Source organism: Shewanella sp. HL-SH4 (genome assembly GCF_051164845.1).
GTDB lineage: Bacteria > Pseudomonadota > Gammaproteobacteria > Enterobacterales > Shewanellaceae > Shewanella > Shewanella glacialimarina.
The window spans coordinates 1,120,918-1,147,453 of sequence record NZ_CP195037.1 but is presented as its reverse complement, the minus strand read 5'-3'; the positions used below and the strand labels follow the sequence as shown (position 1 = coordinate 1,147,453).

At 40.0% G+C, this 26,536-nt stretch carries 24 protein-coding genes; 10 read left to right on the top strand and 14 right to left on the bottom strand.

The features are described from left to right. Positions 1–83 precede the first annotated feature (83 nt). Positions 84–656 carry a DsrE family protein gene (locus ACRWQL_RS06010; protein ID WP_434952754.1) on the top strand — a complete coding sequence of 191 codons (573 nt, stop codon included), beginning with the start codon at positions 84–86 and terminating at the stop codon, positions 654–656. A 16-nt stretch (positions 657–672) separates the two neighbouring features. Here the strand turns inward: ACRWQL_RS06010 and ACRWQL_RS06005 are convergent, their stop codons facing one another. The 5 genes from ACRWQL_RS06005 to ACRWQL_RS05985 form a co-directional block, all read right to left on the bottom strand. Further along, entirely contained in the window at positions 673–1,356 is a 684-nt protein-coding gene (locus ACRWQL_RS06005) for a substrate-binding periplasmic protein (RefSeq protein ID WP_434953340.1), read from the bottom strand. Between the two features lie 143 nt (positions 1,357–1,499). Beyond that, on the bottom strand, positions 1,500–2,132 hold the full coding sequence (locus ACRWQL_RS06000; protein WP_434952753.1) for a DUF2913 family protein: 633 nt from the start codon (positions 2,130–2,132) through the stop codon (positions 1,500–1,502). A 97-nt stretch (positions 2,133–2,229) separates the two neighbouring features. Continuing rightward, complete coding sequence (locus tag ACRWQL_RS05995) at positions 2,230–4,539, bottom strand: bifunctional diguanylate cyclase/phosphodiesterase (protein WP_434952752.1); 2,310 nt, start codon at positions 4,537–4,539, stop codon at positions 2,230–2,232. Beyond that, complete coding sequence (locus ACRWQL_RS05990; RefSeq protein ID WP_434952751.1) at positions 4,539–6,584, bottom strand: sensor histidine kinase; 2,046 nt, start codon at positions 6,582–6,584, stop codon at positions 4,539–4,541. The genes ACRWQL_RS05995 and ACRWQL_RS05990 overlap by 1 nt, the downstream gene beginning before the upstream one ends. Before the next feature lie 142 nt (positions 6,585–6,726). Then, positions 6,727–7,356: a peroxiredoxin-like family protein gene (locus ACRWQL_RS05985; protein WP_434952750.1), complete on the bottom strand. Its 630-nt coding sequence runs from the start codon at positions 7,354–7,356 to the stop codon at positions 6,727–6,729. Positions 7,357–7,457: 101 nt separating this feature from the next. Here ACRWQL_RS05985 and ACRWQL_RS05980 point away from each other — a divergent pair, with 101 nt between their 5' ends. Both ACRWQL_RS05980 and ACRWQL_RS05975 read left to right on the top strand, forming a co-directional pair. Then, positions 7,458–7,676, top strand: a complete 219-nt coding sequence (locus ACRWQL_RS05980) for a DUF6500 family protein (RefSeq protein WP_434952749.1) — start codon at positions 7,458–7,460, stop codon at positions 7,674–7,676. Between the two features lie 36 nt (positions 7,677–7,712). Then, positions 7,713–8,102 carry a nuclear transport factor 2 family protein gene (locus tag ACRWQL_RS05975; protein ID WP_434952748.1) on the top strand — a complete coding sequence of 130 codons (390 nt, stop codon included), beginning with the start codon at positions 7,713–7,715 and terminating at the stop codon, positions 8,100–8,102. A gap of 120 nt (positions 8,103–8,222) precedes the next feature. Here ACRWQL_RS05975 and ACRWQL_RS05970 read toward each other — a convergent pair whose 3' ends face one another. After that, positions 8,223–9,524 (bottom strand): DEAD/DEAH box helicase, encoded by a 1,302-nt coding sequence (locus tag ACRWQL_RS05970; RefSeq protein ID WP_226410836.1) that lies wholly within the window; start codon positions 9,522–9,524, stop codon positions 8,223–8,225. Positions 9,525–9,799: 275 nt separating this feature from the next. After that, on the bottom strand, positions 9,800–11,593 hold the full coding sequence (locus tag ACRWQL_RS05965; RefSeq protein ID WP_434952747.1) for an aminopeptidase P family protein: 1,794 nt from the start codon (positions 11,591–11,593) through the stop codon (positions 9,800–9,802). Between the two features lie 201 nt (positions 11,594–11,794). Here ACRWQL_RS05965 and ACRWQL_RS05960 point away from each other — a divergent pair, with 201 nt between their 5' ends. Continuing rightward, positions 11,795–13,015: a M24 family metallopeptidase gene (locus ACRWQL_RS05960; RefSeq protein WP_434952746.1), complete on the top strand. Its 1,221-nt coding sequence runs from the start codon at positions 11,795–11,797 to the stop codon at positions 13,013–13,015. Between the two features lie 118 nt (positions 13,016–13,133). Here the strand turns inward: ACRWQL_RS05960 and ACRWQL_RS05955 are convergent, their stop codons facing one another. The 6 genes from ACRWQL_RS05955 to ACRWQL_RS05930 form a co-directional block, all read right to left on the bottom strand. Beyond that, positions 13,134–14,126 (bottom strand): catalase family peroxidase, encoded by a 993-nt coding sequence (locus ACRWQL_RS05955; RefSeq protein WP_434952745.1) that lies wholly within the window; start codon positions 14,124–14,126, stop codon positions 13,134–13,136. 501 nt (positions 14,127–14,627) lie between these two features. Beyond that, positions 14,628–15,098, bottom strand: a complete 471-nt coding sequence (locus tag ACRWQL_RS05950) for an FKBP-type peptidyl-prolyl cis-trans isomerase (protein WP_434952744.1) — start codon at positions 15,096–15,098, stop codon at positions 14,628–14,630. 110 nt (positions 15,099–15,208) lie between these two features. Further along, a complete protein-coding gene (locus ACRWQL_RS05945; RefSeq protein ID WP_434940200.1) occupies positions 15,209–15,592 on the bottom strand; it encodes a DUF1294 domain-containing protein in 384 nt (127 codons plus the stop codon). Continuing rightward, on the bottom strand, positions 15,589–16,245 hold the full coding sequence (locus tag ACRWQL_RS05940) for a YceI family protein (RefSeq protein ID WP_434952743.1): 657 nt from the start codon (positions 16,243–16,245) through the stop codon (positions 15,589–15,591). Before ACRWQL_RS05940 ends, ACRWQL_RS05945 begins: the two co-directional genes overlap by 4 nt. A 57-nt stretch (positions 16,246–16,302) precedes the next feature. Further along, on the bottom strand, positions 16,303–17,523 hold the full coding sequence (locus tag ACRWQL_RS05935) for a DUF418 domain-containing protein (protein ID WP_434952742.1): 1,221 nt from the start codon (positions 17,521–17,523) through the stop codon (positions 16,303–16,305). 85 nt (positions 17,524–17,608) lie between these two features. Then, on the bottom strand, positions 17,609–18,088 hold the full coding sequence (locus ACRWQL_RS05930) for a hotdog fold domain-containing protein (protein WP_434928472.1): 480 nt from the start codon (positions 18,086–18,088) through the stop codon (positions 17,609–17,611). 138 nt (positions 18,089–18,226) lie between these two features. On the opposite strand from ACRWQL_RS05930, the gene ACRWQL_RS05925 reads away from it, so the two are divergent. From ACRWQL_RS05925 to phrB, 3 genes are all read left to right on the top strand, one after another. Beyond that, a complete protein-coding gene (locus ACRWQL_RS05925; RefSeq protein ID WP_434952741.1) occupies positions 18,227–19,150 on the top strand; it encodes a DUF368 domain-containing protein in 924 nt (307 codons plus the stop codon). Positions 19,151–19,261: 111 nt separating this feature from the next. Next, positions 19,262–20,224, top strand: a complete 963-nt coding sequence (locus ACRWQL_RS05920; RefSeq protein WP_434928474.1) for a YbgA family protein — start codon at positions 19,262–19,264, stop codon at positions 20,222–20,224. Positions 20,225–20,266: 42 nt separating this feature from the next. Continuing rightward, positions 20,267–21,736, top strand: a complete 1,470-nt coding sequence (phrB, locus tag ACRWQL_RS05915; protein ID WP_434952740.1) for a deoxyribodipyrimidine photo-lyase — start codon at positions 20,267–20,269, stop codon at positions 21,734–21,736. Between the two features lie 299 nt (positions 21,737–22,035). Here phrB and ACRWQL_RS05910 read toward each other — a convergent pair whose 3' ends face one another. Then, positions 22,036–22,737, bottom strand: a complete 702-nt coding sequence (locus tag ACRWQL_RS05910; protein ID WP_434952739.1) for a haloacid dehalogenase type II — start codon at positions 22,735–22,737, stop codon at positions 22,036–22,038. A gap of 469 nt (positions 22,738–23,206) precedes the next feature. Between ACRWQL_RS05910 and ACRWQL_RS05905 the strand changes: the two genes are divergently transcribed. The 3 genes from ACRWQL_RS05905 (at position 23,207) to ACRWQL_RS05895 (ending at position 26,533) form a co-directional block, all read left to right on the top strand. Beyond that, the gene (locus ACRWQL_RS05905; RefSeq protein ID WP_434952738.1) at positions 23,207–24,418 is read left to right on the top strand and encodes an NnrS family protein; all 1,212 of its coding nucleotides are present in this window, start codon (positions 23,207–23,209) and stop codon (positions 24,416–24,418) included. A 23-nt stretch (positions 24,419–24,441) separates the two neighbouring features. Continuing rightward, positions 24,442–25,836, top strand: a complete 1,395-nt coding sequence (locus ACRWQL_RS05900; protein ID WP_434952737.1) for an ammonia-forming cytochrome c nitrite reductase subunit c552 — start codon at positions 24,442–24,444, stop codon at positions 25,834–25,836. A gap of 223 nt (positions 25,837–26,059) precedes the next feature. Then, positions 26,060–26,533, top strand: coding sequence for a nuclear transport factor 2 family protein (locus ACRWQL_RS05895; RefSeq protein WP_226410821.1), 474 nt, complete (start codon positions 26,060–26,062; stop codon positions 26,531–26,533). Positions 26,534–26,536: the final 3 nt, after the last annotated feature.

Sequence of the window (26,536 nt, the reverse complement as noted above, 5' to 3'; positions counted from 1 at the left end):
ATCACGCTTTCAACCAATAAATCAGCAATGAGTATATCTGTGATAACAACGGATGAGCAACTTTTACAACCGCAGGAGATTTTATGTACCACACATCTAACCGAGTGAAAATATTTAGCAGCCTTGTGCTTTTAATGCTACTGCCATTTAGCCAAAACAGCTATGCCACATCAGGATTAGCCGCTTTTAAACCCGGCTCTGTAATTAAAGAGTTTGGTAAAATTGCAGAGGTTGATAGTCAATTAGTTATCCCACAAAATATGAAATTTAAAGTCGCATTTGACCTCGGTTCACCAGCAAACGCTGGTGAGGTGAATAGACAGATTGATACTTTGGCTCGATTTATCAATATGCATGTGGCCGTTGGCGTTAAAACTGAGGATATAGAGTTAGCTTTAGTTGTACATGGTAAAGCCGCGATGGATATGACCAACAATGCGATGTATCAGCAAACCCATAAAAATACCCCTAACGCGAATAAGCCATTAATTGCTGAACTGAGTAAATACCAAGTGAAATTTTATGTATGCGGCCAAACCGCGGCATATTATGGTATTGGTCAGGATGATTTATTGCCAAATGTTGAGATGGCATTATCTGCGTTAACGGCACATGCCGTATTAGCGCAGCAAGGATATAGCCTGAACCCTTTTTAGTGTTATTTGGCTAAGTTTATTCACTTAATATCGCTTTGAGGGTGTATTTGTCGGTGATCGTTTTAATTGTGCCATTGTCTTTTAAAATGGCGATAGCTGTATTGATCCTTGGCAATAAATCTTTATGCTCTTTTCTAAGACGCATGACTAATACACCATCTGAATGAACTGTTGCTAGTGTGATGGGAAGATTAAGTTGCTTACTCCAATATAAAGCAGGCAAATCACCTGATATAGCCGCGTTAATGCGTTTTTTGTGTAGTGCTTTGATCAGCTCTCGCTCAGAAGTAAAGTCGAACCGCGTAAAGAAGGCATCATCGTGGTACAAATAACCTCTCACTGTACCAATGACTTGACCTTTAATGCTGTCGATATTTTGCCATGCGACTGCATTTTCTTTCAGGCTAATGATATTTTCTTGAATGTTAATAATAGGATCAGAGGTAACAAATTTGTCTCCCATATCTTCATTTGGGAACCAGCTAGGGCTGACTAGATCAAAATCGAGTAGGCCGCTATCTAATGCTTGGTTTGTGCGCTTTGGCGGATAATTTTGTTTTTCACTGTCTATTTTAGCCTGAATTAAAAGCTGAGGTACTAGTTCACCAAGAATCCCTGGATGTTCTGGCTGATTAGGTACGTAATAAGGTACCCAGCTGCTAGAGCCATTAACATTGTATTTTAACACTGTGTTAGCCATAGCAGGACTGGAAATTATTAAACAAAATGTTAATGACAAGGTACAAAGTAAAGGCTTCAAGAATTATCCTTTTTTGAAAACAACCCGTTAATAGATATATCAGCTTGAAGCAATTATTCAACCTTTTTTATTACAAAATGTGACTACTTTAACCTTGCAAGCAAACACAAGCTAAGATGTTGGTTTTGTGGGATGATTAGATAGGTTTTGTGGTGTTTAATTAAAGTGGTTTTTTTATTTGCCTGGCTTATTAATAAGCCATGCTGTAATGCTATTTCTGCAAGCACATTTTCATCGCCCCTGACATACAATGCTATTGGTTTTAATAACTCTGCGTCTTTGCGATGATTTTTCATCTGTTCAGCACAAATCACCACGCTTGATTGGCCATCGCCGTCTAATTTTAATTTGCTTGATAATGGCGTGTCGGTTACGACTAACCAGCTTTTTTGGCTAAAATCGGCTAGCAATCCATCTAATGCCTCACCCAGTTTAGCGGTTTTAGCATCTTGATATTGTAGAACGATGCGTTCGAGTAGTTGCTTTAGCTGGGCGCCAGCACCTTGGCTTCTACCAAGACGGATCCATTGAGTTAAATCTTCAGCAACCAGTTTTGAAAAGCGTTTTGTTTTGAGAGAATCGACCATCCAACTGCATAAAAAGTGGCTTTCTTGTGCCGGAGTGCGAACACCCTTGTGTTGTTTATTCGATTCGGTTAAATCATGTATGCCAGTGACAGCCAAATTAAGTACTGCTGAGTTATAGGTTTCAGTCATGCTGTTTCAATGTTCCAGTGTAAATGCTATATCGTTAATACAGAGTGATCTTGTCGTTAATGTATAGTGTACTTTGACTTAAGCTATTCTGACATTTTTATATCTGATATTGGTCTGATAAATTGAGAATTTGTTCAATGGTTAAAGGTTTGAAAAAATAGAAGCCTTGAATTACGTCAGCGCCCATTTTTTTTACCAATGCCAGCTGTTGTTCTGTTTCAATACCTTCTACGACCATATCTTTACCCAGTTTAATCCCCATATGAATAATGCCTTCTAAGACTATTTGTGCATTAATGTTACCGACTAAATGCGACACAAAAGCACGATCAATTTTAATCGTATGCAGTGGCAGGCGGAGTAAATAACCTAATGACGAATATCCAGCTCCAAAATCATCTAAACAAATAGTAAACCCATACTCTGCCAGTTTATCTAATTCTTTAATCGCGGAATCGGAATGGATTAAAGCATTTTCAGTGATTTCTAATTCAACTCGACTTAAGCTTATATTGGCTTGTTCAAAAATCGCATACAATTCATCAACAAAGGTTTCATGCTTCAGCGAGTTTGCTGATAGGTTAATCGAAATAGGGTGAGTTATTTGTGGGTAATCATTAAGCAACTGGCAGGCCGCTTTAGCAACATATAAGTCTACATCATAATATAAGCCTGACTTTTCCACTGCCGGAATAAATGCATTCGGTGGAATGGGACCTTTCAGTGGATGATTCCAGCGTAATAGTGCCTCATAACCAATAATATTTTCGTTGGTAGTATGCACTTTAGGTTGCAGCACTAAGAACAGTTCCTGCTGAGTAATAGCCTGACGAAGATCGTTAAGCAGATTCATTCTTTTATGTGAATCTACTTCATAATGTTGATCAAATAGCTGACCGGAACCGCGACGATTTTCTTTGGCTACTTTAAGCGCTATTTCGGCATGACGTAATAATAACGCCGCATCAAATGTACGCTTGCCATTATTATTAATCGTTTGGTACAGCCCCTCAAGCATCAACTCTTTGCTGAGCTGTGCTGCGCCAACCGTCATACCTAGCCTAATAGAGTGCTCATCAATGTTAAACGGAAAGGAGCTTCTTAGTGCTATGTCTTGTGGTTTAATTATGCCATTGGGTAATAACAATGCAAACACGTCAGAATGTAACCGAGCAATTAGCACGTCCTCACCGTAAGAAGATATTAAATGGCTAGAAATACGTTTTAGGATTTTGTTACCAAACTCATATCCTAAACTTTCTATAATATTATGGAAGTAGTCTACATCCAGTAAATATAGACAAATATTGTCCCCATGCAGCTGATGAAAAGCTTTTGCGTGATCAATAAACCCTGCACGACTATATAATCCAGTCACTTCATCTAAGTATGCGGCTTTATTTAAATAGTTAAAAAATTTGGCATTTTCTAATCCTACTGCGACATTCATGCAAAAAACTTGCAGTAATTCTTGGTCGACATCTTTTAGTTTTTCAGCTTTTTCTGCCACAATCACACCTTCCCAAAGTGAAGGCGTTGATAAATAGAGGCAACTGAATTCATCGTTAAATAAATGGGATTTTTGTTCAAGTACCTGATAAACCGATTGAATAGCACGGTCTGTTTTATCAAGCTTAGTTAGCCCTTTACCAAACAAAGGTTGATATTTATGGCTGGCTGCAACCACAATATAATCATCGCTTTGACTACTGATAATGGCTGATGGACCATTTTGTGGTCGCTGAGAGACGCAAAAAATACTTTCGGCCTCAATGTCGAACAGTGCACCAATTTGATTCAACACTCCGCTAGAAAAATCGAAAACAGAACGTTCTTGCAGTAAATTTGAAGAGGCATCAATAACCGCACGCAAACCTTGTCGACTTTTTTCTAATGCGGTGATTTGTCGATAACTGCGAATACCTGCCGCTAATACAGTAAATAGCTTTGCTCTAGTGAGTTCACTTTTAGTCTTATAAGCGTTTATTTCATAGTCAATAATGACTTTTTCTTCGGGGGCAAACCCCGGCTGCCCAGTGCGAAGAATGATTTGTAAAAACTTATTTTTAAGTTCTTGCCGAATGCGCTTTACTAATTTTAAACCTGCGTCTTCGGTTTCCATCACTACATCGAGTAATACTAGCGCCATGTTAGGATGGTTTCTGATAAGTTCGTAACCTTCATCAGCACTAAAAGCGCTGACAAAAGTCAGCGGGCGACCGAGTATTTCTACCCGAGATAACGCTAATTTAGTGACTTCATGCATTGATGGTTCATCATCAATAATACCAATAATCCAAGGCTCAACATTTGCAGCTGAGGTGTTGGTTTTTTCCATGCCATTGGAGGGCGAATCACTGGTTTTTAAAGATTTATCATTGATGATTTTCAAGAAAAAATCAGACATCACTCACTCTCCTTGTGTGGTAATTCCTTCGGCGCAACAATAGGTATCGTAATTGTAAACGTGGTTCCATTTCGACTATGCACACTAATATCACCGCCTAAAATAGTATTAACGATGTTATAAACAATGTTCATTCCAAGTCCTGACCCTCCCTGGCCTAATTTTGTGGTGAAGAAGGGATCAAATATTTTATCAATGTTAGCGATTGGAATACCGACACCGTTATCACTAAATTTAATTTTTACCTTATTGTTTTTTTCATGGGTCACTTTAACGTTAATCTCACCGGTATCGGCACCATTAAATCCATGCAAAATAGCATTATTAAATAAGTTAGTGATAACTTGCCCAAAAGGTCCTGGAAAACTATCCAACAGTATATCTGGCGGGCAATCAATACGGATATTGTACGGCGAACGTTTTATTTGATGCTTTAAAGTATTAAACACTTCATCTAGCATTTCATCGAGTAAAAATTCACGCCGTTTTTCACTTGATTGATCTATGGCCACCTGCTTAAAGCTATGAATTAATTCTGCAGCCCTATCCAATGCTCGTTGCATAATACTTAGGCCTTCTAGGCTTTCCTGCTCAAAGACCTCTAAATCAGACAGGTTAAGTAGCCCAGTTTTTGCTTGATTAACAAATTCCCTTACACGTGAATCAAAGGTAGAACTGATGGTGACGGCTATACCTATTGGAGTATTTATCTCATGGGCTATCCCGGCGACAAGTGCACCAAGCGAAGCCATTTTTTCACTATTAATCAGTTTTTTTTGCGCTTGCGTCAAGTGTTCAATAGCTTGCTGAAGTTTGTCTCTTTCAAGTTCTAACTGTCGCTTATAAGCCGTTTTATTCTGTTGTAGTGCATCAAGCTGGCGTAAATCATGTTGAAATTTGGCCACATTGGTAAACACATCTCCCAGTTCATCATCATTATGTTTAAATTGAATATTCCGCTCACCAAGACGTAATGCATCAACAGATTGAGCTAAATCGGCAATCGGCAAGTAGATAGTTTTTTTTGTATAAAAGCTTAATGAAATGAGCAGTATGATGGTTATGGCAGCGAAAATAGCCAATAAAATAATACTATTCATATTAGTATTTTTTAAGTCTTCTAACTGGCGAATAACCTGGTTTGAAGTCGTTTTTATTAATACAGCCATTTGCTGTTCAATTTCTACGATTTGGGTACTTTTCATATTATGAAAAGCATCTGTGGCAGAAGCTAAAACCTGAGGATTATAGAGTTGGAATAAACGATGCCCGTCATTGACTAGCTGTTGGAATAACTGTTTGATGTAAATAATGTCTTTTAATTCATCTTCATCTTGTTCTAATGGCTCCAATAATTGCAGCCATTGTAAAAAATTAGCTGCTTTATCATCAAACTCTTGTTTAGCATATTGATCATTTAATAGATATCTTGCAAATGCGCTCTGCATATCACCCGCTTCATCTGCCATTTGCAAATAATATTGAATAGCGGGAATGTCATCATAGCGTAACTCATCTTCATCAGAGTTTTCTTGAGAACCTTTGATTTCATCATTGGCCCGCATGCGGATAATCTTTTCAAGTGGGGTCGCAGTATTAATCAATAAATTAGTCGCGATACTCTTTGCGTTATTTTCATCCGCGGGTCGGTAGGCATTAAATATCAGCGTTAAATATTGCTGGTTTAACGTATTGCTAAGGTGGTATATGCGATTAAATGTAGCGATTTGTTCTGTGGAGCTAAGTAAATTTTTTTCAGTAATTTGCTGTTGAATGTTTTGTAGTGCGTTAAAGTTTTGCTGATACTGTATTTTTTGATCTTCATACCCTAACAAATAGAGTGCGGCATTGGTCTGCATTGCTTTTAGCGTAGTATTCATTGACTCAACAGCTAATTCTAACGGCAAGTCAGCGTCCAAAATAGCGTCACTGGTGATATGCATTTTTTGACTGGTGTAAGCAAAAATACTGGCAATAAGAATGACCAGTATTGTTATTGAGGCAAATACTTTATTCAGTCGAGTTAAAATAGATTTGCGAGCCATAATCACATTTCTTGTATATTTAATGACTTAAGTGTAGCAAAAGATAATTAAATGCGAATAAAAAAACAATCAAAAAAAGGGTATAAGCAGCATTGCTGTTATACCCAAAGTGGAGCGTGGAAGTGGGTGCTAAATAATAAGCTTATTCAACTAAACTGGCTGCCATTAAAATGAGTTCAGGCGCTGGGCGGACTTTATAATTAGGGTTTGCATACATAAATTGAATCAAACCTGTTTTATCGCTCAGATAGATGGCAGGTACTGGTAACACTAAACGCGCTTCACCCGCAGGAGTTTTATGAAGTGTGTTCGATACGCCCAGTTTTGCTTGATACAAGTTGGTGACTTTATCGCTGGTGTAAAACGCTAAGCCAAACGCCTGTGCAGCTGCCATTTTTTCATCTGACAGTAATAAATAGTTAAGTTTGTTTTTTGTCATTGAAGCTTGCAGTTTTTCAGGCGAGTCGGGTGATATTCCTACTAACTGAATACCCATTTCAATTAACTTAGGCTCAATAGCCTGTAGCTGCCCCATTTGTACATTACAAAATGGACACCATCCGCCGCGGTAGAAAAAGAACATGGTATTTTTTTGACTAACCAGTTCTTTTAAATTAATGGCTTTACCTTCAACAGTTGTTAATGTGACATCAGGTATTTCATGACCATTAAGCAGTGGGCTAATGCTGTTTTCATCTAACGCGATTGGTTTTGCTATAGCGGTTAAGCTTGCAACGGCTAGTGTTGCAGCGAGCACGAGTTTATTGATCATAAAGGTTCCTAAGTAGGTAAAATAGCATTCAGTTGACCAAGTAGACCTGAGCATCTGCTAGTTTATTTCAGTAGATGTAAAATAAATATTAGGAGTAGTTAATGCGGCACACATTAAGAGAAACGATTATGGCTGTTTGCCTTAAAAAAATTGACCAAAAAGGCACTAATGTCGGGTTATCGTTTTATGCATTCTTTGCCAATAAAAATGATAATCCTGAATTATTAATGGAAGCGGCGACCTGGTGGATCCAAACCCATCAACTTGATCACTTTGAAAAGGCGGTAAAGATTTTGGCTATGGTTCAGGCGGGTGAATAATTTAGCTGTGTTAAAAACTTTTTATCAGAGGTAGCTATGCAACAATCATTTACAGGTCAGAGTGTTACCGAACAAGAATTGATCACTATTGCGGTAGTTGACCAGCAACTGCAAGCGTATAACGCCAGAGATATTGTCGCATTTGCTGCAACCTATCATGATGATATCGAAATATTTACTTTGTCGGGCGGACGACAATACCAAGGTAAAGCAAAGTTAATTGAACAATACGGTGCTAAATTTGCCAGTTTAAAATACCTTTGTGCCACCTCTATAAAACGCATTGTCCAAGGACAGTATTTAGTTGATCACGAGTTGGCAGAGTCGGCTAGTGAAGATGTCAATTGCATTGATAGAAGTGTGAAAGTGATTGCGGCTTATGAAGTTGAAGCCGGACTGATTAGACGTGTGACATTTATGGGCTAATGATTTAACTTGTTAATTATGAATGCCTTTATTAATTCATTTATTGCGGTCACAAAAAAGCGCAGGTTAATTACCTACGCTTTGTGATATTAGGTGATGGCTCACCCAATGGTTGAATGGTTACTTAATCTTTTTATACTTTACAGCATCTTTAGATTGACCAACGGATACACGGCGGCCTTGCATGCTTTTTTCGGCAATCATTTGCGCGCTTGCACCATCATCACGTTGTTTACTTTTACCAAAACTGCGACGCTTTTGAATTTGTTTAAGTAGCAGTTCACGATTGCTAACTTCATAGCCAGGTACTGTAATACGGCGAATTTTTTGACCAATTAACTTTTCAATATCATTTAGGGTACGCTCTTCTTCGCGGCTAACAAACGAGATAGCTACCCCGGACTTACCCGCACGACCAGTACGACCAATACGATGCACATAATCTTCAGGCAAGAAAGGCAGGTCATAATTGACCACGTACTGTAAGTCAGGAATGTCTAAACCACGCGCGGCGACTTCTGTCGACACTAATACACGTATTTTACCTTCCATAAACTCACGTAAAGCACGACGACGTGTACCTTGAGATTTCTCTCCATGAACCACAGCGGTCGGAATACCATCAAGGTTTAACTCTTTCACTAATTGCTCGGTATCTGCGCGCGTCGCGCTAAATACTAATACTTTATGCCAGTTTTTCGTGCCAATTAATTCAGACAATAATTCGCGTTTACGGCGCTGTTCAACCGGATAAACCACTTGGCTAATGGTATCCGCAGTACTATTTTGATCGTTAGCAGAAATAATGACAGGCTTGTTTAGCATGTCATTTGCTAGTTTTTTTACTGCGTTAGAAAAGGTTGCAGAAAACAGTAAATTCTGGCGATTCTTATTTACCGCTTGCAAGATTTTTTCAATATCAGCACTAAAGCCCATATCAAGCATACGGTCAGCTTCATCTAACACTAAAAAATCCACGTGAGACAAGCTTAAGTTACACGACAAAATGTGCTCGAGTAATCGACCTGGCGTGGCGACGATAACATCGGTGCCGCGCTTCAGTTTTGCAGCTTGGCTTTCCATCTTTACGCCACCATAAATGGTTAATACATTGATGTTCATGTGTTTACCGTAAGCGGCAACATTGTCGGCAACCTGTGCTGCTAATTCGCGTGTTGGGGTTAATATCAGCACGCGAGTATTAGAGGCTATCGCAGCTCTAGGCTTTTCCATCATTTTTTGCAAAATAGGTAAGGCGAATGCAGCTGTTTTACCTGTACCCGTTTGGGCACTGGCTAAGACGTCTGAACCACGGCGAATAGCGGGAATGGCTTGGCGCTGAACAGGTGTCATTGTCTGATAACCGCATTCAGCGATCGCGCGTAAAATTTCAGGTGCGAAGCTAAAAGATTCAAATTTCATGGTTTCAGTTCCTAATTAAGCATCAAGCCGACAGTTTATTCGGCGGGGTTTTACAATATTTGTATATTACAACGTACGGTTTTTGGATAAGTTACGCACTATTAATGCCTGATATTATCAATAATGTTAAGCATGTTGGCGTATCAAACGTACGTGTTTTGACGGGCGCGGATTATAACAAACTTTTCGACAGAGTTTGTATAGTTCTTACACTTTATCCAATAAAAACGGCGATCTGTTGATGATCGCCGTTTATCGATAATAACAATAAGCGCTTAAATAGCCTCGGTAACTTTATTTAACCAAATTAAATCATCACCTTGCATAAGAGGTGTCAGTGTTTTACGTACTTTGGCGTGATATTGATTAAACCAATTAATTTCACTTGTTGAGAGTAGTGATTTATCAATCAAACGTGCATCCATAGGAATAAGCGTGATGGCATCAAATTCATACATTTCACGCTCACTGCCTTTTAGTGCTTCACAGTGTTGCACTACCACTAAGTTTTCTATACGAATACCAAAGCCATTTGTACGGTAATAGCCCGGTTCATTGGATAACACCATTCCCGGTAATAACGCCACGCCGTTGACGTTTTTGCCAATGCGTTGTGGGCCCTCATGAACACTTAGAAAGTGACCCACACCATGACCTGTACCGTGATCATAATCAAAACCATGTTGCCATAAATACTGGCGTGCAAATGCATCGAGTTGCACACCTGAAGTGCCTTTAGGAAAACGTGCCGTGTCTAAGGCGATATGACCTTTTAATACTAAAGTGACCATTTTTCGTTGTTCATCGGTCACTTTACCAATGGCTATTGTGCGGGTGACATCTGTGGTGCCGTCTAGGTATTGCGCGCCTGAATCAACTAAGTAAATGCTGTCCATAGTCATGGTGCTTGGCGTGCCATTATTGTGGTTGTAGTGGCACATAGCCGCGTTAGCACCCGTTGCCGAAATGGTATCGAAACTAGGCTCGCGATATTGTGGGTCTTGTAATCGATAGCTTTCTAATTGCTCAGCAAGAGCCGCTTCATCATGCATAATACCTTGCTCAACTTGGCGGTCTAACCATGCGAGAAAACGTGATACGGCCACACCATCACGAATATGACAGGCTTTTATACCTGCAAGTTCAGCGGCATTTTTTTGTGCTTTAGGCAGGGCAACAGGATCAAGACCCGCAATCAATTTGGCGCCAGCAGCTTGGGCTTGAAGCTGCGAGAATGCATTGGCTGAATTCGGGTCTGCTAATAACTTAACGCCTGTTAGCGCCGCTAATGCAGTGGCTAACTCAGCTTCATCTTTTACGGTGACACCTGTGCCCACATGCTCTGCAAAACCAGAAGGCACTTTAGCTAAGTCAGTAAACAAGGTCATGTCACCATTGGTCGCTAACAGCGCGCAGCCTAAAATAACCGGCAAGCGTGGCACGTCGTTGCCTCGAATATTCAGCAACCAACAAAATGAATCTAGTGCGGCGATTAATGCGACATCCGCACCTTGTTTTTTCACTAACGCGCCTATTTGTTGGCGTTTGTCTAAGCTATTGCGACCAGCACCTTCATGGCTGAACAAGGTAAAAGGTGATGTTGGCAGCTGAGGGCGATTATGCCAATGCACATCAATCGGATTTTGCTGAACATCGATTAATTCAATATCGGCTTTATTAAATTCAGACTTAGCATTTTGGTACCAGGCTAAGGTATGCAAACGGCTATCGATGCCGACTTTGCTGCCTGCACCAAGCGTGTCGATTAACCAGTCAATTTGTGGATCGTCAGTTAAACTTAAATACTGAAACAGTGTGCCATCCACTTGCTGAGGCACTTGCACTGTATAACGGCCATCAGTAAAAATGGCTGCGGTGTCTTTTAGCACTATGGCCATGCCCGCAGATCCGGTAAAGCCTGTCGCCCAATGTAGTCGCTCATTTCTGGCTGGAACGTATTCACCTAAATATTCATCTGCGCGAGGAATAATAAAAGCATCAATATTTTCGATAATAAGCTGCTGACGAATGGCGCTAACACGCTCTGCAATAACAGATGATTGAGACATAAAAAGGCGACTCCAAAAAAGGGTTGGCGAGTGAGGAACGTGGCATGATTATCTCAAGCTCGGATGATAAGTTGCAAGTGAACTGTACTTTAACTTGACCTAATCAATTGTAACTTTATATTGTATACAATTTCAACGCGCATTATCGGCTATTCTTTTGCTGCATTAATAAAGCATAACCCACTAATTTTGGAGTTTTACATGACAATCGGTATCGGTGGCGTTAGTCCACAGCAAGCACTTGAAGGCTTAAAAAATATGACTCAGGATGTTGAGCCAATAGCCTTAGCCGAATTTGAAGCGCGTATCACCAAGGCGCAGCAATTGATGCAACAACAAGGCATCGATGCGGTTTATCTTAATGCTGGTACCAACCTTTATTACTTTACCGGTATGCGCTGGTTTGCCAGTGAACGCATGGTGGGCGCTATTTTACCCGCTAAAGGTGAGGTGCAGTATATTGCTCCTGCGTTTGAACTTGATACCATCAAAGGCTATATGCTGGTTGAGGGGACTGTGAATACTTGGCACGAAGATGAAAGTCCATATGTGTTGCTCGTTGGCATTCTAGTAGCAATGGGAATAGAGGCCAGTCATGCCAAACTCGCTATTGATGAGTCGACTTCCTATTTTATCAGTAATGGTATTGCGAAAGCCGCACCACAGTTAACTTTAGTTGATGCCAAATCAGTTACTGCGGGTTGTCGTATGATTAAGTCTCCGGCCGAGTTAGCGCTTATTCAACAAGCCATGAACATGACGATTGAAGTGCACAAAGCCGCCGCGAGTATGTTATATGAAGGTATTACCACAGACGAAGTGAGCGCCTTTATTGATAGCGCGCATCGTAAAGTGGGAGCCAAGCGCGGGTCATATTTTTGTATTGTGTTATTTGGTGAAGATACCGCTTACCCGCACGGGGTTAAGTCGCCTAAATCGCTAGACAAAAATGATACTGTGCTGATTGATACCGGTTGCCAATTAGAAGGTTATAACTCAGATATCACCCGCACTTATGTGTATGGTGAGCCAAGCACGCGTCAACGTGAATTATGGCAATTGGAACAACAAGCGCAGTTAGCGGCGTTTAATATCGCTAAAATTGATTTACCCTGTGGTGATGTGGATACTGCGGCGAGACAAATATTAGAGCAAGCAGGTTTTGGACCGGGTTATGCCGTTCCAGGTCTACCGCATCGCACTGGTCATGGGATTGGTTTAGATATTCATGAATGGCCATATTTAGTTAAAAGCGATCGCACACCATTAGCTGAAGGTATGTGTTTTAGTAACGAGCCTATGCTATGTGTGCCGGGTGAGTTTGGCGTGCGTCATGAAGACCATTTTTATATGACAACAGCAGGGGCAAAGTGGTTTACCCTGCCAGCCAAATCAATAGATGATCCTTTTTATCTTGGGTAAAGATTATCTTAAACATGTTTTTTGAGTTCATTAGCTTTGTAAGCATCATCGAATAACCTTAGCAGCGCTTGCGTATAGCTTGTATGTAGGTATACGCAAGCGCTATTGAGTTAACGGATTAATTACGTCTGATAAAAGACTCAATATAAGCCGGTGTGCGGGCGTTTAAAATAGGATCGTTCGAAGGCGCAATACCTTTTGGCAGTAATAGCGGGTTAAAAATCCCTTTAGCACAATCCTGGGTAGCGTTAGCACTGTCATTACTGCCATTGATAATCACTTGGCCGACCAGCAGTCGTTGACGTGATTGTGGCCATACAATGGTTGGGTCATTAATTTTATCTTCTGCTTCTGCAAGTTGAATAAATAAGTCCCATTTTGCCGGTTTATTTTCAACGCGATTTGTTAACTCGTCCTGTAAAAAATCATCACTTAGCTTAGCCAGCTGTGTTGTTGATGCGCCAATTACCCCTTCAACTGGTTCGAAAATCCAACGACCTGGAATTGATTGGCCATCTTTTGATGTAAATAGAAAACTATTAACCCCAAAATAGCGATTATTAGCATAGCTTGCGGTTGGGGTAAGTTGCTTTACATAATCAAAAAAAGCTTTAGCGTGAGGTTTATTATCAATCAGCCATTGCTTACCTTCTGGTCCCTGTTTGACTTTGGTTTGGAAGGTAAAAAAATCATCTAGATTACTGGCGAAAAACACTTCAGCATTAGAGGTGACAAAGTTTAAGCTTTCTTTATCACCATCAATTTTAAGTGACATAAAGCGCCCCGCAGTTTTATCTGTAGCATGGGCGTTAGTGCCACCTAAGGAGAAGCGTGCAATGATGTCTATTTCAGCTTGATTTAAAAATGGAATAGTTAAAGTGTCATTGATTGCTGGGTTAGGCTTAAACACTCCTGAGGTACAAAATCCCTTTGCATGGTTACGTAACTTCACTTTTTTACCCGCATCACGACTTACCGTATCAGGCGTACCATTTACAGCATCTACCAGTTCAGCAATGGTTTTTTCTGAGGCTGTTGCTGGTGAGGTAATTAACGGAAGAGAAATAATTAAGCTGGCTTTAATCAGTAGGGGTATTTTATTCAGTAACATTGAGGACCTCGATAAGTTTGTGTTGCTCATGACAATAAATAAGTGCTTTAAACCTAAGCGGAAAAAGCGAGTTTTGTGAACCTAAGGTGCAGATAAATACTAAAGACAGGATAAAGGAGTGATTTCTTTCACCTTTTGGGTGAAATATTATTTTAGATAACCACTATAGCTGTATTTAACCTCAGCTCGGGGTAAGAGATGAATAAACGGTATTGAAATAGCCAAAATTCAACTGTTTATCCTCAAACTTGAGCTTTGCGCTGTTAACAAGGCGAATTTATGCGTCAATAGCGAGCTATTGCAAATGAATTCAACGCAGTTAGCGGGGCAAAGATCTGTTTGATATACATTTATTATCCCGAGCTGAGGTTATTTACAATGTTAATGCTCAAATGCAGTGCCATAGTGAGGTGAAACAGCTTAATTATTTGGGTTGAGTTTACCAGAACAAAAACGCCTCAAAAAATGAGGCGTTTAGGTAAAGTAACAAAGTGAACTAAATTAATTTATTTCAAATAACTCAACATCAAAAATCAACACTGACCCGCCAACAATTTTGCCGCTAGTGCGATTGCCATAAGCCAATTGACTTGGAATATAAAAACGGAATTTATCACCAATTGTCATTAGCTGAACGCCTTCGGTCCAACCTTTAATGACCTGATTCAGTGGGAAGGCAATTGTTTGTCCGCGCTCAACTGAGCTGTCGAAAACCGTACCATCAATCAAGGTGCCATGGTAATGCACGATTACATTGCTTTTGGCGGTTGGGTGTTCGGTGTTGTCACTTTTAGTGATCACTTCATACTGTAAGCCTGATAAAGTTTGTATTACGCCCTCACGCTTGGCATTTTCAGCTAAAAAGGTACTGCCTTTAGCAATGTTTTCTTTAGCGGCTTTTTGATTATTCATTTGGTTGAAAAAGTAAAAAATAACTAAAGCGATTACGGCTACGGCAATGATCATGCGCATGAAAAATTCTCTTTATTATCAATAATGGAAAGTATTGTTATAGTGTAACCTAGTTTATATTGAGGTCACAATGAAGGCTTTTTGCGCCAAGTTAAATAAACCCAATGACATTAAATAATGTATAGCAAGTACAAGTAACTGATGCCGATAGTGAGCAAAATATTGGCAATAATCGACAACCAAAATCGATATTTGAAAGCATTCTTTTGAGTTTTATGACGAAAGTGCTGTTGGGCTATTATTGCCGCAGGCCAGCCACCGAGTAGGGCATAAATGTATAAGGTTTTTTCACTTATTCGACTGCGTTGATTTAATGAAGAGGATTGCTGTTGATTATGTGTGGCAATACGTTTGTCGTACCAGGTGATAATAAAACTCAGTAGATTTAAGCCCATAAACGCGCCAATAACCCATGGCGATAGGGCATAAAAACTATATCCCACAGCCAATAACGCTATCCATATTCCTAGCATGATAACGGCAAATATCATCATTTTAAAAACTCCGCATAAATTTCTAATTGAATTTCATCGCCCACAATGGGGATGTAACTGCTCATACCAAAGTCGGAGCGCTTAATTGTGCCTATCGCACTAAAACCTAGGGTGTATTTTCCTGTCATCCAGTTATCGGCACCACCATGAAAAGTAGCGTTAAATGTGACCGGTTTAGTCACACCGTGTAGGGTTAACAGGCCATGGAACTCAAACTGATTGTTGATGTTAGGATCGGTATTTATTACATCAATAGGGGTGACTTTTTGGCTTTTAAAATAAGCTTGTGGAAACTGTTCACTATCAAACCAACTGCTATTTTGCAGTGTTTTTTCAAGTTTCTGATTATTAATATCTAATGAATCAATTTGCACAGTGGCTTCTAATTGTGCAGCTGGCATGTTGTTAGGATCAAAACTCAGTCGGGCATCAAATTGATTAAAACGTCCCACATAGGTAGACAGGCCTAAGTGCTGAATTTTAAACAGTAGCGCAGCATGATTGGGGTCTAAAGTGTATTCACCCGCTTGTAACTCAGTTAACTGAGGTGTTACCGCTGGGGTGACCCAGCTAATACATCCTGAAAGACCTATTAGGCTTACGCTAATCAATATCATGCGAATATACTGATAATAATGGGTTAAATGCTTCAAAATTACTCCTAAGTCTTTTGCTTATCTGGGGGCATTATGCGATGTGTTGAAGCGACATTATTGACTGCGCTGAGTTAACTTCGTCATTAAATACTCTAGCGGCCCCTGGGAGAAAAAACGTAAATACACAGCGGCTAAAAATAGTTGTAATAGACCTAATACTATTGCTAGAAGCATGTAGTCGATACGATCAAACTCCATTTGCCATTGTGGCATCCAATGTCGTAATAGCAATACGCCTAAAAGAGATTGTAGAATATAAAAACTTAACGACAGTCGGCCAATATTTTGTAATAGGGTTAATTTTAACGGATTGTTTTGACAAACTTTTACAATGATATGCCAGTAAATCAGTGCCGTTGGAATGGCGCCAAGCATCATGAATATACCAGAAACCTCTTTTAGCACAGCAGAGTCGGACAGGCTTAGTAGACTGTCAATGCTAGCAAAAGCGATGCTTATACAGGCAAATAGCCCAAGTTGCTTATGACTGAATCCGCGCTCAAAATAACCTTGCTTCATTAAGGTCATCCCTATTAGCATTAAACTTGCGCCGTACCATAGAATCGAAATGGGAATAATCAGTAACATATAACCGATCATGTAAGCTTGCATCACGACTTGGTCCGCATAGGTTCCTGTCCATAGCGCGAGTTGTTCAATAAAATAGTCTGAACCTCGATAGAATTGTTCATCTTCAAGGGTAATAGAAATAAGTGCGATGACCGCCATGGCAATCAACATGAATTTCGCCGACTTGGCTAATAATTGTTTTGGCCCAAGGGTGAAGTATCGACAGACCACTAAGCCACATAAACCATAGCTTAGTAAAATGTCACCGGAAAATAAAAATACCCCGTGAATAACCCCGAGTCCGATTAATAAGTAAAGTCGGCGTGTTATGCGATTTTTACCGTGCTCACTTTCACTTTCACTTTCGCTATCACTTTTATTATCAAGGCTAGTCGTTTTTTGATATTGCAACCACAGACCTGCGCCAAACAACATCGAAAACAAGCTGATAAAGCGGCCTTCTAATAAAAAGTTACTGACAATCTCTATCGTTAAATCGGATGCTATTTCTGGTAGATGTGGGGCATAACCGTAAAAGTTATTCGCCATAAAATAGATGTTGAGAAACAAAATACCTAGTAAGGCAAAACCCCTTATGGCATCTAAATTGGCGATCCGCCCATGTGTTAGAAGAGTTTGGTGTCGGGAAATGCCATTATCATTTGAAGGTGCTAAAGCTTGGTCGATTTTACGGTTTATAAGCATGTATCATCCATAATTGATGATAAAACCATTATTAAAGTGTAATGGTTTTATCATTCTAAAGATTTAGTCCATTGGTGAACTTAGCTTATACTTTCTGCGGCTTTTCTGAAATCCATAATTTAATATGGCCTTGAACAACCACCACACCATTAGTGTCGTAAGCTTTTACATCGACTAACATATCGCCAACTTGCCATTGCTCTGGTTGAACTTCTGCCACACATAAAATGTCAGTGCCAGCTTTGGCGGTATACTCTACCGACATACCTTTAGGGATCCAGCGTAAGTGTTTAGGGATAGAGGCTTCAGCCATAGTGCCCATTGCCATTTCCATACCGTTACAAATCGCGATAACGTGAACCGTACCAATATGGTTTTGGACACTTTTACGTTTTTTGATCAAACACTCACATCTATGTTCTTTTAACGATGTAATGTGCGGATGGATGGTACCGAAATACGGTGCCATACGGGACACCATTTTAGAAAATAGAGCGTGACCAAAAGGGTAGCTGGTTACCTTTTGATATAATGCCATGACTTTGTTAGGTTTGTTGTTATTCATAATCCATTTCGTGTGATTATTTGTCTGGTCCGATGAGATTAGCATTAATGTTCATACTCTGCTAGTAGTTTGCCTCATTGCAAGTGGGTATAATCGCTAGCAATATTATTCAGTTTAGATCATGGATTAGGATTAATTTTGAAGTTATTTATAACGTATTTAAAAGGCATGGCAATGGGCGCTGCTGATGTCGTACCTGGTGTTTCAGGCGGAACCATAGCCTTTATCACAGGTATTTTAGACCCTTTGCTTGATGGTATAAGGAAAATTAACCCTACATTATTTGGAATTGTACGCCAACAGGGGCTTAAAGCAGCCTTTTTACATATCAATGGCCCATTTTTGGTGTGTGTGTTTGGTGGTATTTTGACCAGTATTTTTGCCTTTGCAAAGTTAATCTCATGGTTAATTGTGGCTCATCCTATTCCGGTTTGGTCATTCTTTTTTGGGCTGATATTGTTTTCTGTTTTTCATATGCTTAAACAAGTTAGTCAGTTTAATCTTCAGCGGATAGCGTTATTTGCGCTTGGTGTGTTGTTTGCCTGGGGGATTACGGTATTAAATCCTGTTGCGATAGAAGCTAGCTATATCAACTTCTTTTTTGCTGGCGCTATTGCGATTTGTGCAATGATTTTACCGGGTATATCGGGCAGCTTTATTTTGCTTCTTATCGGCATCTATCCTGCGGTATTAGCAGCAGTAAAAGGGTTTGATATTGCTTATTTAGCCTGTTTTGCCATGGGATGTGTGCTAGGTCTGTTAAGCTTCAGTCATGTGCTTTCTGCTTTACTGCGCAAGTTTCATGATGCCACTTTGATGTTTCTTATCGGACTCATGTTAGGTACATTAGGTAAAATTTGGCCCTGGAAAGAGGTGGTTACTTGGCGAGAAAATTCTAGCGGACAACAAGTACCTTTACTTGAGCAAAACCTCACTCCATTTGATTTCCAAGCTATAACAGGCGAAGCTCATCAGTTAGGCCTAGCGATTGCAGCTGCTTTATTTGGCATTGGATTAGTATGGTCGCTAGAGTTTTTTGGCGCCAAACATACTAAGCGCTAAATATGTCAAATGCTAAGTATGCTAAAATGAACTACTTTTAACAAAGACTCGTATTAGCAGCCAATGTTAAGAGCACTACTTTTATTTTAACCGCCACAGGAGTGCGTTCTCATGGATAAATCAGAGACATTTATGCCAGAAAAAATTCAAATTGGTATCAGCAGTTGTTTGCTCGGTAATGAAGTTCGATTCGACGGTGGCCATAAAAATTCTTATTACTGCGCAAAAGAAATTGAACCCTTTTTTGAATACACCAGCATTTGCCCTGAAATGGCGATTGGTATGGGTGCACCAAGAAAAAGTATTCGCCAAGTACTTGATGGCGATCTTCTGTATATTCAAAGTGCAGACGGTAGCCTTGATGTCACTGCTAAATTAACTGAGTTTAGTCAAAATAAAGTGGCTGAGTTAGGTTACTTAGGTGGATATGTCTTATGTGCTAAGTCACCGACTTGCGGTATGGAGCGTGTTTTAGAGTATAAAATTGGCACCAATAACAGCACTAAAAGTGGCGTAGGGGTGTTTGCTAAAGCATTAATGGATAAATACCCATTGCTGCCTGTTGAAGAAGAAGGCCGTTTAAATGACATGATCATTCGCGAAAACTTCTTTACCCGCGTATATGCCTATGATGATTGGCGTAAAATGTTAGCCTCGGGCTTAACAAAGCATAAGTTAATTCAGTTTCATTCCCGTTACAAATACCTGCTTATGGCTCACAGCCCTAAATGGTACCGTGAGTTAGGCCCTGTCTTAGCCGATATTAAAGATTTAGAACAAACCGCTGATACCTATTTTACTGGTTTTATGACCGCTTTAAAGGTCAAAGCTACCCGTAAAAATCACACCAGCACCTTGCAACATATTCAGGGTTATTTTAAAAAGCATTTAAATGCGCGCCAAAAAGAAGAGTTAACTGAATCTATAATGAAATATCGTGAGGGTTTATTGCCTTTACTGGTACCTATTACGTTAATTAATCACTATTTGAAAGAGTTTGAAGTGCCTTATATTGCGGAGCAAATCTATCTAAATCCGCATCCTGAAACGTTAAAGCTACGTTATGCCTATTAAGACATTCACTTTTAACGAGATGACAAACAAGTAAGGTAGCCAATGCCATTAGCAGTAAACAGTCTTGTGTGGTTTAGACAAGATTTACGTATTCATGATCATCCTGCACTGAGTCAAGCGTGTGAGTTTGCCCTACAGCAAAATTCACATGTTAAGGCTGTGTACTTTGTCACACCTGCCCAGTGGGCTGAACATGATGTCGCAGCTATTCAAATAGACTTTATTGAACGACATGTTAACTTGCTTAGGCAAAGTTTAGCCAGTATTGGTATTGCTTTAGATGTTGTTCATTTGAGCTGTTTTGACGATATATTGCCATGGTTACAACAATATTGTGCCGAGCATCAAATTGGTAAAATATTTGCTGCTAATGAACCTGAATATAATGAACGTCAGCGCGATATAAAATTAATCGCAGCGGGTATTCCTTTAGCATTAATTGAGCAGGATTGTTTGCTTACAGCCGGAACCGTAACGACTCTGTCTGGCACCATGTATAAGGTTTTTACCCCATTTTCAAAAGCGTGGAAAAAAATAGCCGCGGGTAAGTTAATTAAACCTCTGCCAGCAGCAACTTTTAATGCGCCTATTGGCACATCAGATGCCATCAAGTTCAATATTCAATCGCATTATCCCAATCCTGTTAGTAGTCAGCAGTGGGCCGCAGGAGAAGATAGTGCAAGAGAGTTGTTGCAGCAGTTTATTGCGCAAGATATCGGTGATTACCAACAACAGCGCGACTTTCCTGCCATAGAGGGAACCAGTCGTTTATCGCCTTATTTAGCCATTGGCGTGATTAGCGCTCGGCAATGTATTACGGCGATTTTGTTTCATTATCCTGATGCACTGATAAATGATGCAAGCCCTGCAAAAACCTGGCTTAACGAACTTATTTGGCGTGAGTTTTATCGCCATTTGCTGGTGGCATTTCCTAAATTATCTCGCGGCCAAAACTTCAACGATTTAGGTAAACACATACAATGGCGTAACGATAAGACCGAGTTTGATGCTTGGTGCAAAGGACAAACAGGTTATCCCATTGTTGATGCCGCAATGCGTCAGTTAAATCAAACTGGTTGGATGCATAATCGATTACGCATGGTCGTTGCCAGCTTTCTAACTAAGCATTTATTAATTGATTGGCGCTGGGGTGAGCAGTATTTCAGACAGCAATTAATAGACGGTGATTTGGCCGCTAACAATGGTGGTTGGCAATGGTCTGCTGGCACAGGTTGTGATGCACAACCCTATTTTAGGGTGTTTAATCCTATGACCCAAAGCAGTAAATTTGACCCCGATGCTAGCTTTATAAAACAGTTTGTGCCCGAAATTGCTGGTTGGAGTTTGAAACACATACACGAGCCACACCTTAAAGCACAGCAGGCCAATTTGATGGCAGATTTGTTTTCTGATCGCGCAAAGCAAGATAAGGTTTATCCTATGCCAATTGTTGAACATAGCTCTGCCAGAAAACGGGCAATTGAAGTGTTAGCAGCACTAAAGCGAGGATAGTTGATACGAGGGTAGTTGATACGAGGGTAGTTGAGCTCGGGGATAATTGAAGCGCAGATAAATGCAAATGTATGGCATCACGCTTACCTTAAATTAAACGTCGGCATAGTTTAGGCTATGCCGATTTTTTTATCTAAAAATAAGCTTGTCACCTCTAAAGGCTCAGTTCAGTCCGATTAAAGTCATACTTAAGCTTAAATATCCCAAAGATTATTAGGAGATTAGCGATGCAATTTTTCTTGTGATGGCAGCGTATGCGTGATGATTCGTCTGATACTAAAGAAAACATTTTACTGAAGCTAAATTATGGTATCTAACTGGGCTAAATCAGTAACCGTTTGGGTGGGCGATACTCCCCAGGGATCAAATATCATTTGTGGTGAACGTTTCACCCAAGCGGTTTTAAAGCCTGATGCCGCCGCGCCAAGAATATCAAAAGAGTTACTGGATATAAGCCAAACTTCATTCTGCATTGAGTTTGTGGTTTGAATGAAATATTCATACACCGCAGGATTAGGCTTAAAGGTCATAATTGCTTCACAGCTCACAATACCTTCAAAATACGCTAAAATATTTGCGTTTTTCAATAGCGACTCGACCGCAGAGTATTCACCATTAGAGAACGCAAACAGGCTAATGCCTTTTTCTTTTAGGGTTTGTAAAGCTGGCGCGACGTCATCAAAAGCTGGCAAAGTCAGATAGCTTTCTAACAGTTGGCATTTTTGACTGTTAGTGAGCGGGATCGTATGAAACTGGCAAGTGTATTCCAGTGCATCTCGAGTGCAAATCGAGAACTCTTTATATTGCTGCATTAAACCGCGTCTAAAAGAATACTCAAGTTGCTTATCTCGCCATGTTTGGCTAAATGCATAAGCTTGTTTAATTACCGACTCAGTTTCGCGCTCTAATGTTTTTTGTTTGAACATTTTGATCAATAAAGCCACTACACCATGAGTGTCGATCAAAGTCCCATAGACATCAAATGCGAGTGTTTTTGTCATTTTGAATATCCCTGGTTCAATGTTTGTCACCCACAACTTCTATGTGAGTGGTCTTTATTTTTAAGTATATTTTCACAACGTTAATTAAACTGTTGTTGAAGCGTGGTGTACTCACACTGGTTCAGTGAGCATTTCTGGACGGCTATGCACTAGAATTGATTGAGCGCGTGAACTAAATAAAGTTCATATTAACATTATCTGCGTTATCGGGTACACAGTCGTCATAGCAATCTATCTAATTATTCATTTGTTATTCATCGCTAATTTTACCGTATTGAATGAGTGGTTAAATCACTTATCTAAATAACAGGCTTATCTATTCAGATCACCAACCAGATCACACTTTTAAAGGCTTTATGGTAATGAGTCGCTATTGTTATTGAACAAACACGTTAATGAGCATAAAATTCACTTAAAGATTTATATTTTATACATGTTATGTTTTGCACACACCTTAAGGCGACAATAAATGTTAAATATTGATGACCCAGCAGACACTGATAACACTCCTGCAATTTGGCGTTTAGGTTTTAGGCCATTTTTTTTAGGTGGTGCTGTGGTCGCTGCCTTATATATTCCAATCTGGCTGATGGGTTGGTTTACACCGCAGTACAGCTTATTTAATGGTGAGTTTTGGGCCAATGTTGTGCCTTTATGGTGGCATCCACATGAGATGTTATTTGGCTTTGCTATGGCAATTGTGTGTGGTTTTTTATTAACCGCAGCACAAGCCTGGACCAACCAACCTACGATGAAAGGAGGTGTGCTGGCACTCACATTTGGTTGTTGGTTGGCAGCAAGATTACTCTTGTTATTGCCATTCAATATTCCGCTTTGGCTGCCAGCATTGTTTGACAGCTTGTTTTTAGGGATCAGCGCAGCAACTTTATGGCGTTGTATTTATACTGCTAAACAATGGCGTAATATCGGCTTCCCTATTATGTTGGTTGTAGCATTAGTGGTTAATCTGGTTACCTATTATGCTTTATACGAGCGTAACTTTTCTCTATCGACCCAACTTTGGCAGGCAATGATTTGGTGGCTTGCGATGGTAATAACTATTGTTGGCGGTCGAGTTATTCCTTTTTTTACCGCAATGAAATTACAACATTCAAAGCCAGATCCCATTCAAGCACTTGAGATAACGTTATTACTCGTGATGGGATTGTTATTCGTTCAATCTGTGCTCCATTTATTCCCCCGTGAAATTGAACAGGGCATTTTACTCAGTGCAGGCATATTGCAATTGGTAAGAGTGTCTCGCTGGAAAGGGCATAAAACATTTAAAGAGCCTATGTTGTGGTCTTTACATGTTTCATATTGGGCATTGCCGGCAACTTTGTTGGCTATGGCATGGCAAATTAATAATGAGTTTGCGTATCGCACTTTATTGCATCTATTTGCGGTTGGCGGTATTGCATCATTATGTTTGTCGATGATATCTCGAGTGTCACTAGGGCACACTAGTCGCAATATTTATCAAGGTCCAAATATGGTGCTTGCCTTTATTGGCATTCCTCTAGCAGCAATTTTTCGTGCGGTAATGCCATTGTGGCTCCCTCAATATAGTTCGACTTGGTTATGGTTGGCGGGAGCATGTTGGTTTATTAGTTTTGGGATGTTTGTTTGGCATTATGCCCCGATTCTTACCAAGCCTAGATTAGACGGACGTCCAGGTTAATCTCACAAATGAAAGAGTGAATTATGTCAGTTAAGATTGTTAATAAAAAAGGTACCAAAATCGCGATAACTACTTTAATAACGGTTTTATTTAGCTTAACAGCCTTGGCTGATATCAGTGTTGACGAGCAGAATAAAACTCGATTTCCTAGTCAATATCAAACTTGGTTAGCCACATCTGAGCAAACAGAAAAACAAGATATGTTGGCTGCTTATCCGGCCAATATTATTCTTTGGGCGGGGTCATCTTTTGCTAAAGAGTATAATAGTCCCCGAGGGCATCAGTTTGCGGTAGCGGATGTGGCGCATATATTACGCACTGGTGTGTCAGTAGAAGAAGGCCAGAAAGGGCTTTCAGCCAGTTGCTGGACTTGTAAAACACCCGACGCCCCTAGATTAATGAAAGAGATGGGTATTGAAGGTTTTTCTGGCGCTAATTTTACTGATTTAGGTACTGAGATAAAGTCAGTCGTTTATTGCAGTGACTGTCATGAGGATGGCAGCGCTAAGCTGGCACTGCCAAGGCCACATGCGCAGGATGCGATGGCTAAAATTAAACTGCCTTTTGATAAGCAAAATACCAGTATGAAAGGTGCTCAGGTGTGTGGCCAATGTCATGTCACTTACTACTTTCAGCCTGAGCGTAGTAATAAGGTTAATATTCCGTGGATTTTCGGTAGCACCGCCGATGACATTGAAAAATATTATGACACACGTCGCTTCTATGAATGGATCCACCCCATTTCAAAAACGCCTATGCTCAAAGCACGCCATCCTGAGTTTGAACATTGGAGCCGAAGTAAACATGCTGAAGCAGGGGTGACATGTATAACCTGCCATATGCCACCGACAATCGATGATAAAGGCAATGTTTTTACCGATCATAAAGTAGGTAATGCCCTGAATAATTTTGATCGTACCTGTAAAACTTGTCACAGTAGCCAGAAAGCCATCACACAAACCCTGTTAAAAAATAAACAACTGATTAATGTCAAGGCACGTGAAGTTGAAGGCTTGCTAGTGAAAGCCCATTTTGAGGCAAAAGCTGCGTGGGATGCCGGAGCTACGTGGGATCTAATGAATGATCCTATAATGAATATTCGTCATGGCCAGTGGCGCTGGGACTTTGCCATGGCATCCCATGGTTTGTATGCTCACAACCCTGAAGAGGGGAATGCATTGCTTGATAAGGCGATTGTACAAGTCACTTTATCCCGCACATTATTAGCAGTAGTGTTACAAAAATTTGGCATTAATAAAGTAGATTACCCTGATATTAGCACCAAAGAAAAAGCCCATGCCGCTATCGGATTTAATAAAGATGAGGCGCAAAAAGCCAAAGATAGTTTTATCAAACAACAAGTGGATAAACATTGGCAACCGGTCGCTCTTCATGGATATAAGCAGTTACTTCGCTAATTCTATATATACTGAGTTTGACTATAAAAGCGCTTAAGGAGACTTAAGTGCTTTTTTACTGATCTATTATCCACTCCCAAACGTAACATTCACTATCTAAATCATCTTTTTACTGCAACTTTTTTTACAGTAAATCCCCGCTAACTGATTGTCACTAAAGTCATTGTGCTTTTATTCAGTAGGCTTTATGGTAAGTATGTTAGTTATACAAACGGAGTGTTATATGTCAGAAGCGTCCACAGTGACTGAATTGCCAGTGTCGGCTACTCAGTCACCTGCGATTATTAAGCACTTTATTGAGCTTTATCAGGTGTTGAATAAAAATAATTTGCAACGCTTATCTGAAATTTATGCAGCCGAAATACAATTTCAAGACCCTTTGCATCAAGTTAATGGATTAAAGCAACTCACCAAGTACTTTGCCAATTTATACGAAAATGTAAGCCATATACATTTCGACATAACCCATATAATAGTCAGTGATTGCCAGCAGCAAGCATCTTTGTTTTGGACTATGAGCTATGCTCACCCTAAACTGAATAAAGGGCAAACCATTAAAGTGGATGGTATGAGTCTATTAAAATTTAACGACACTATTTTTTATCATAGAGATTACTTTGATGCTGGTCAGATGCTCTATCAGCATGTGCCAATGCTTGGCGGTGTTATTCGCATATTAAACAATAGAATGGGGTAATAA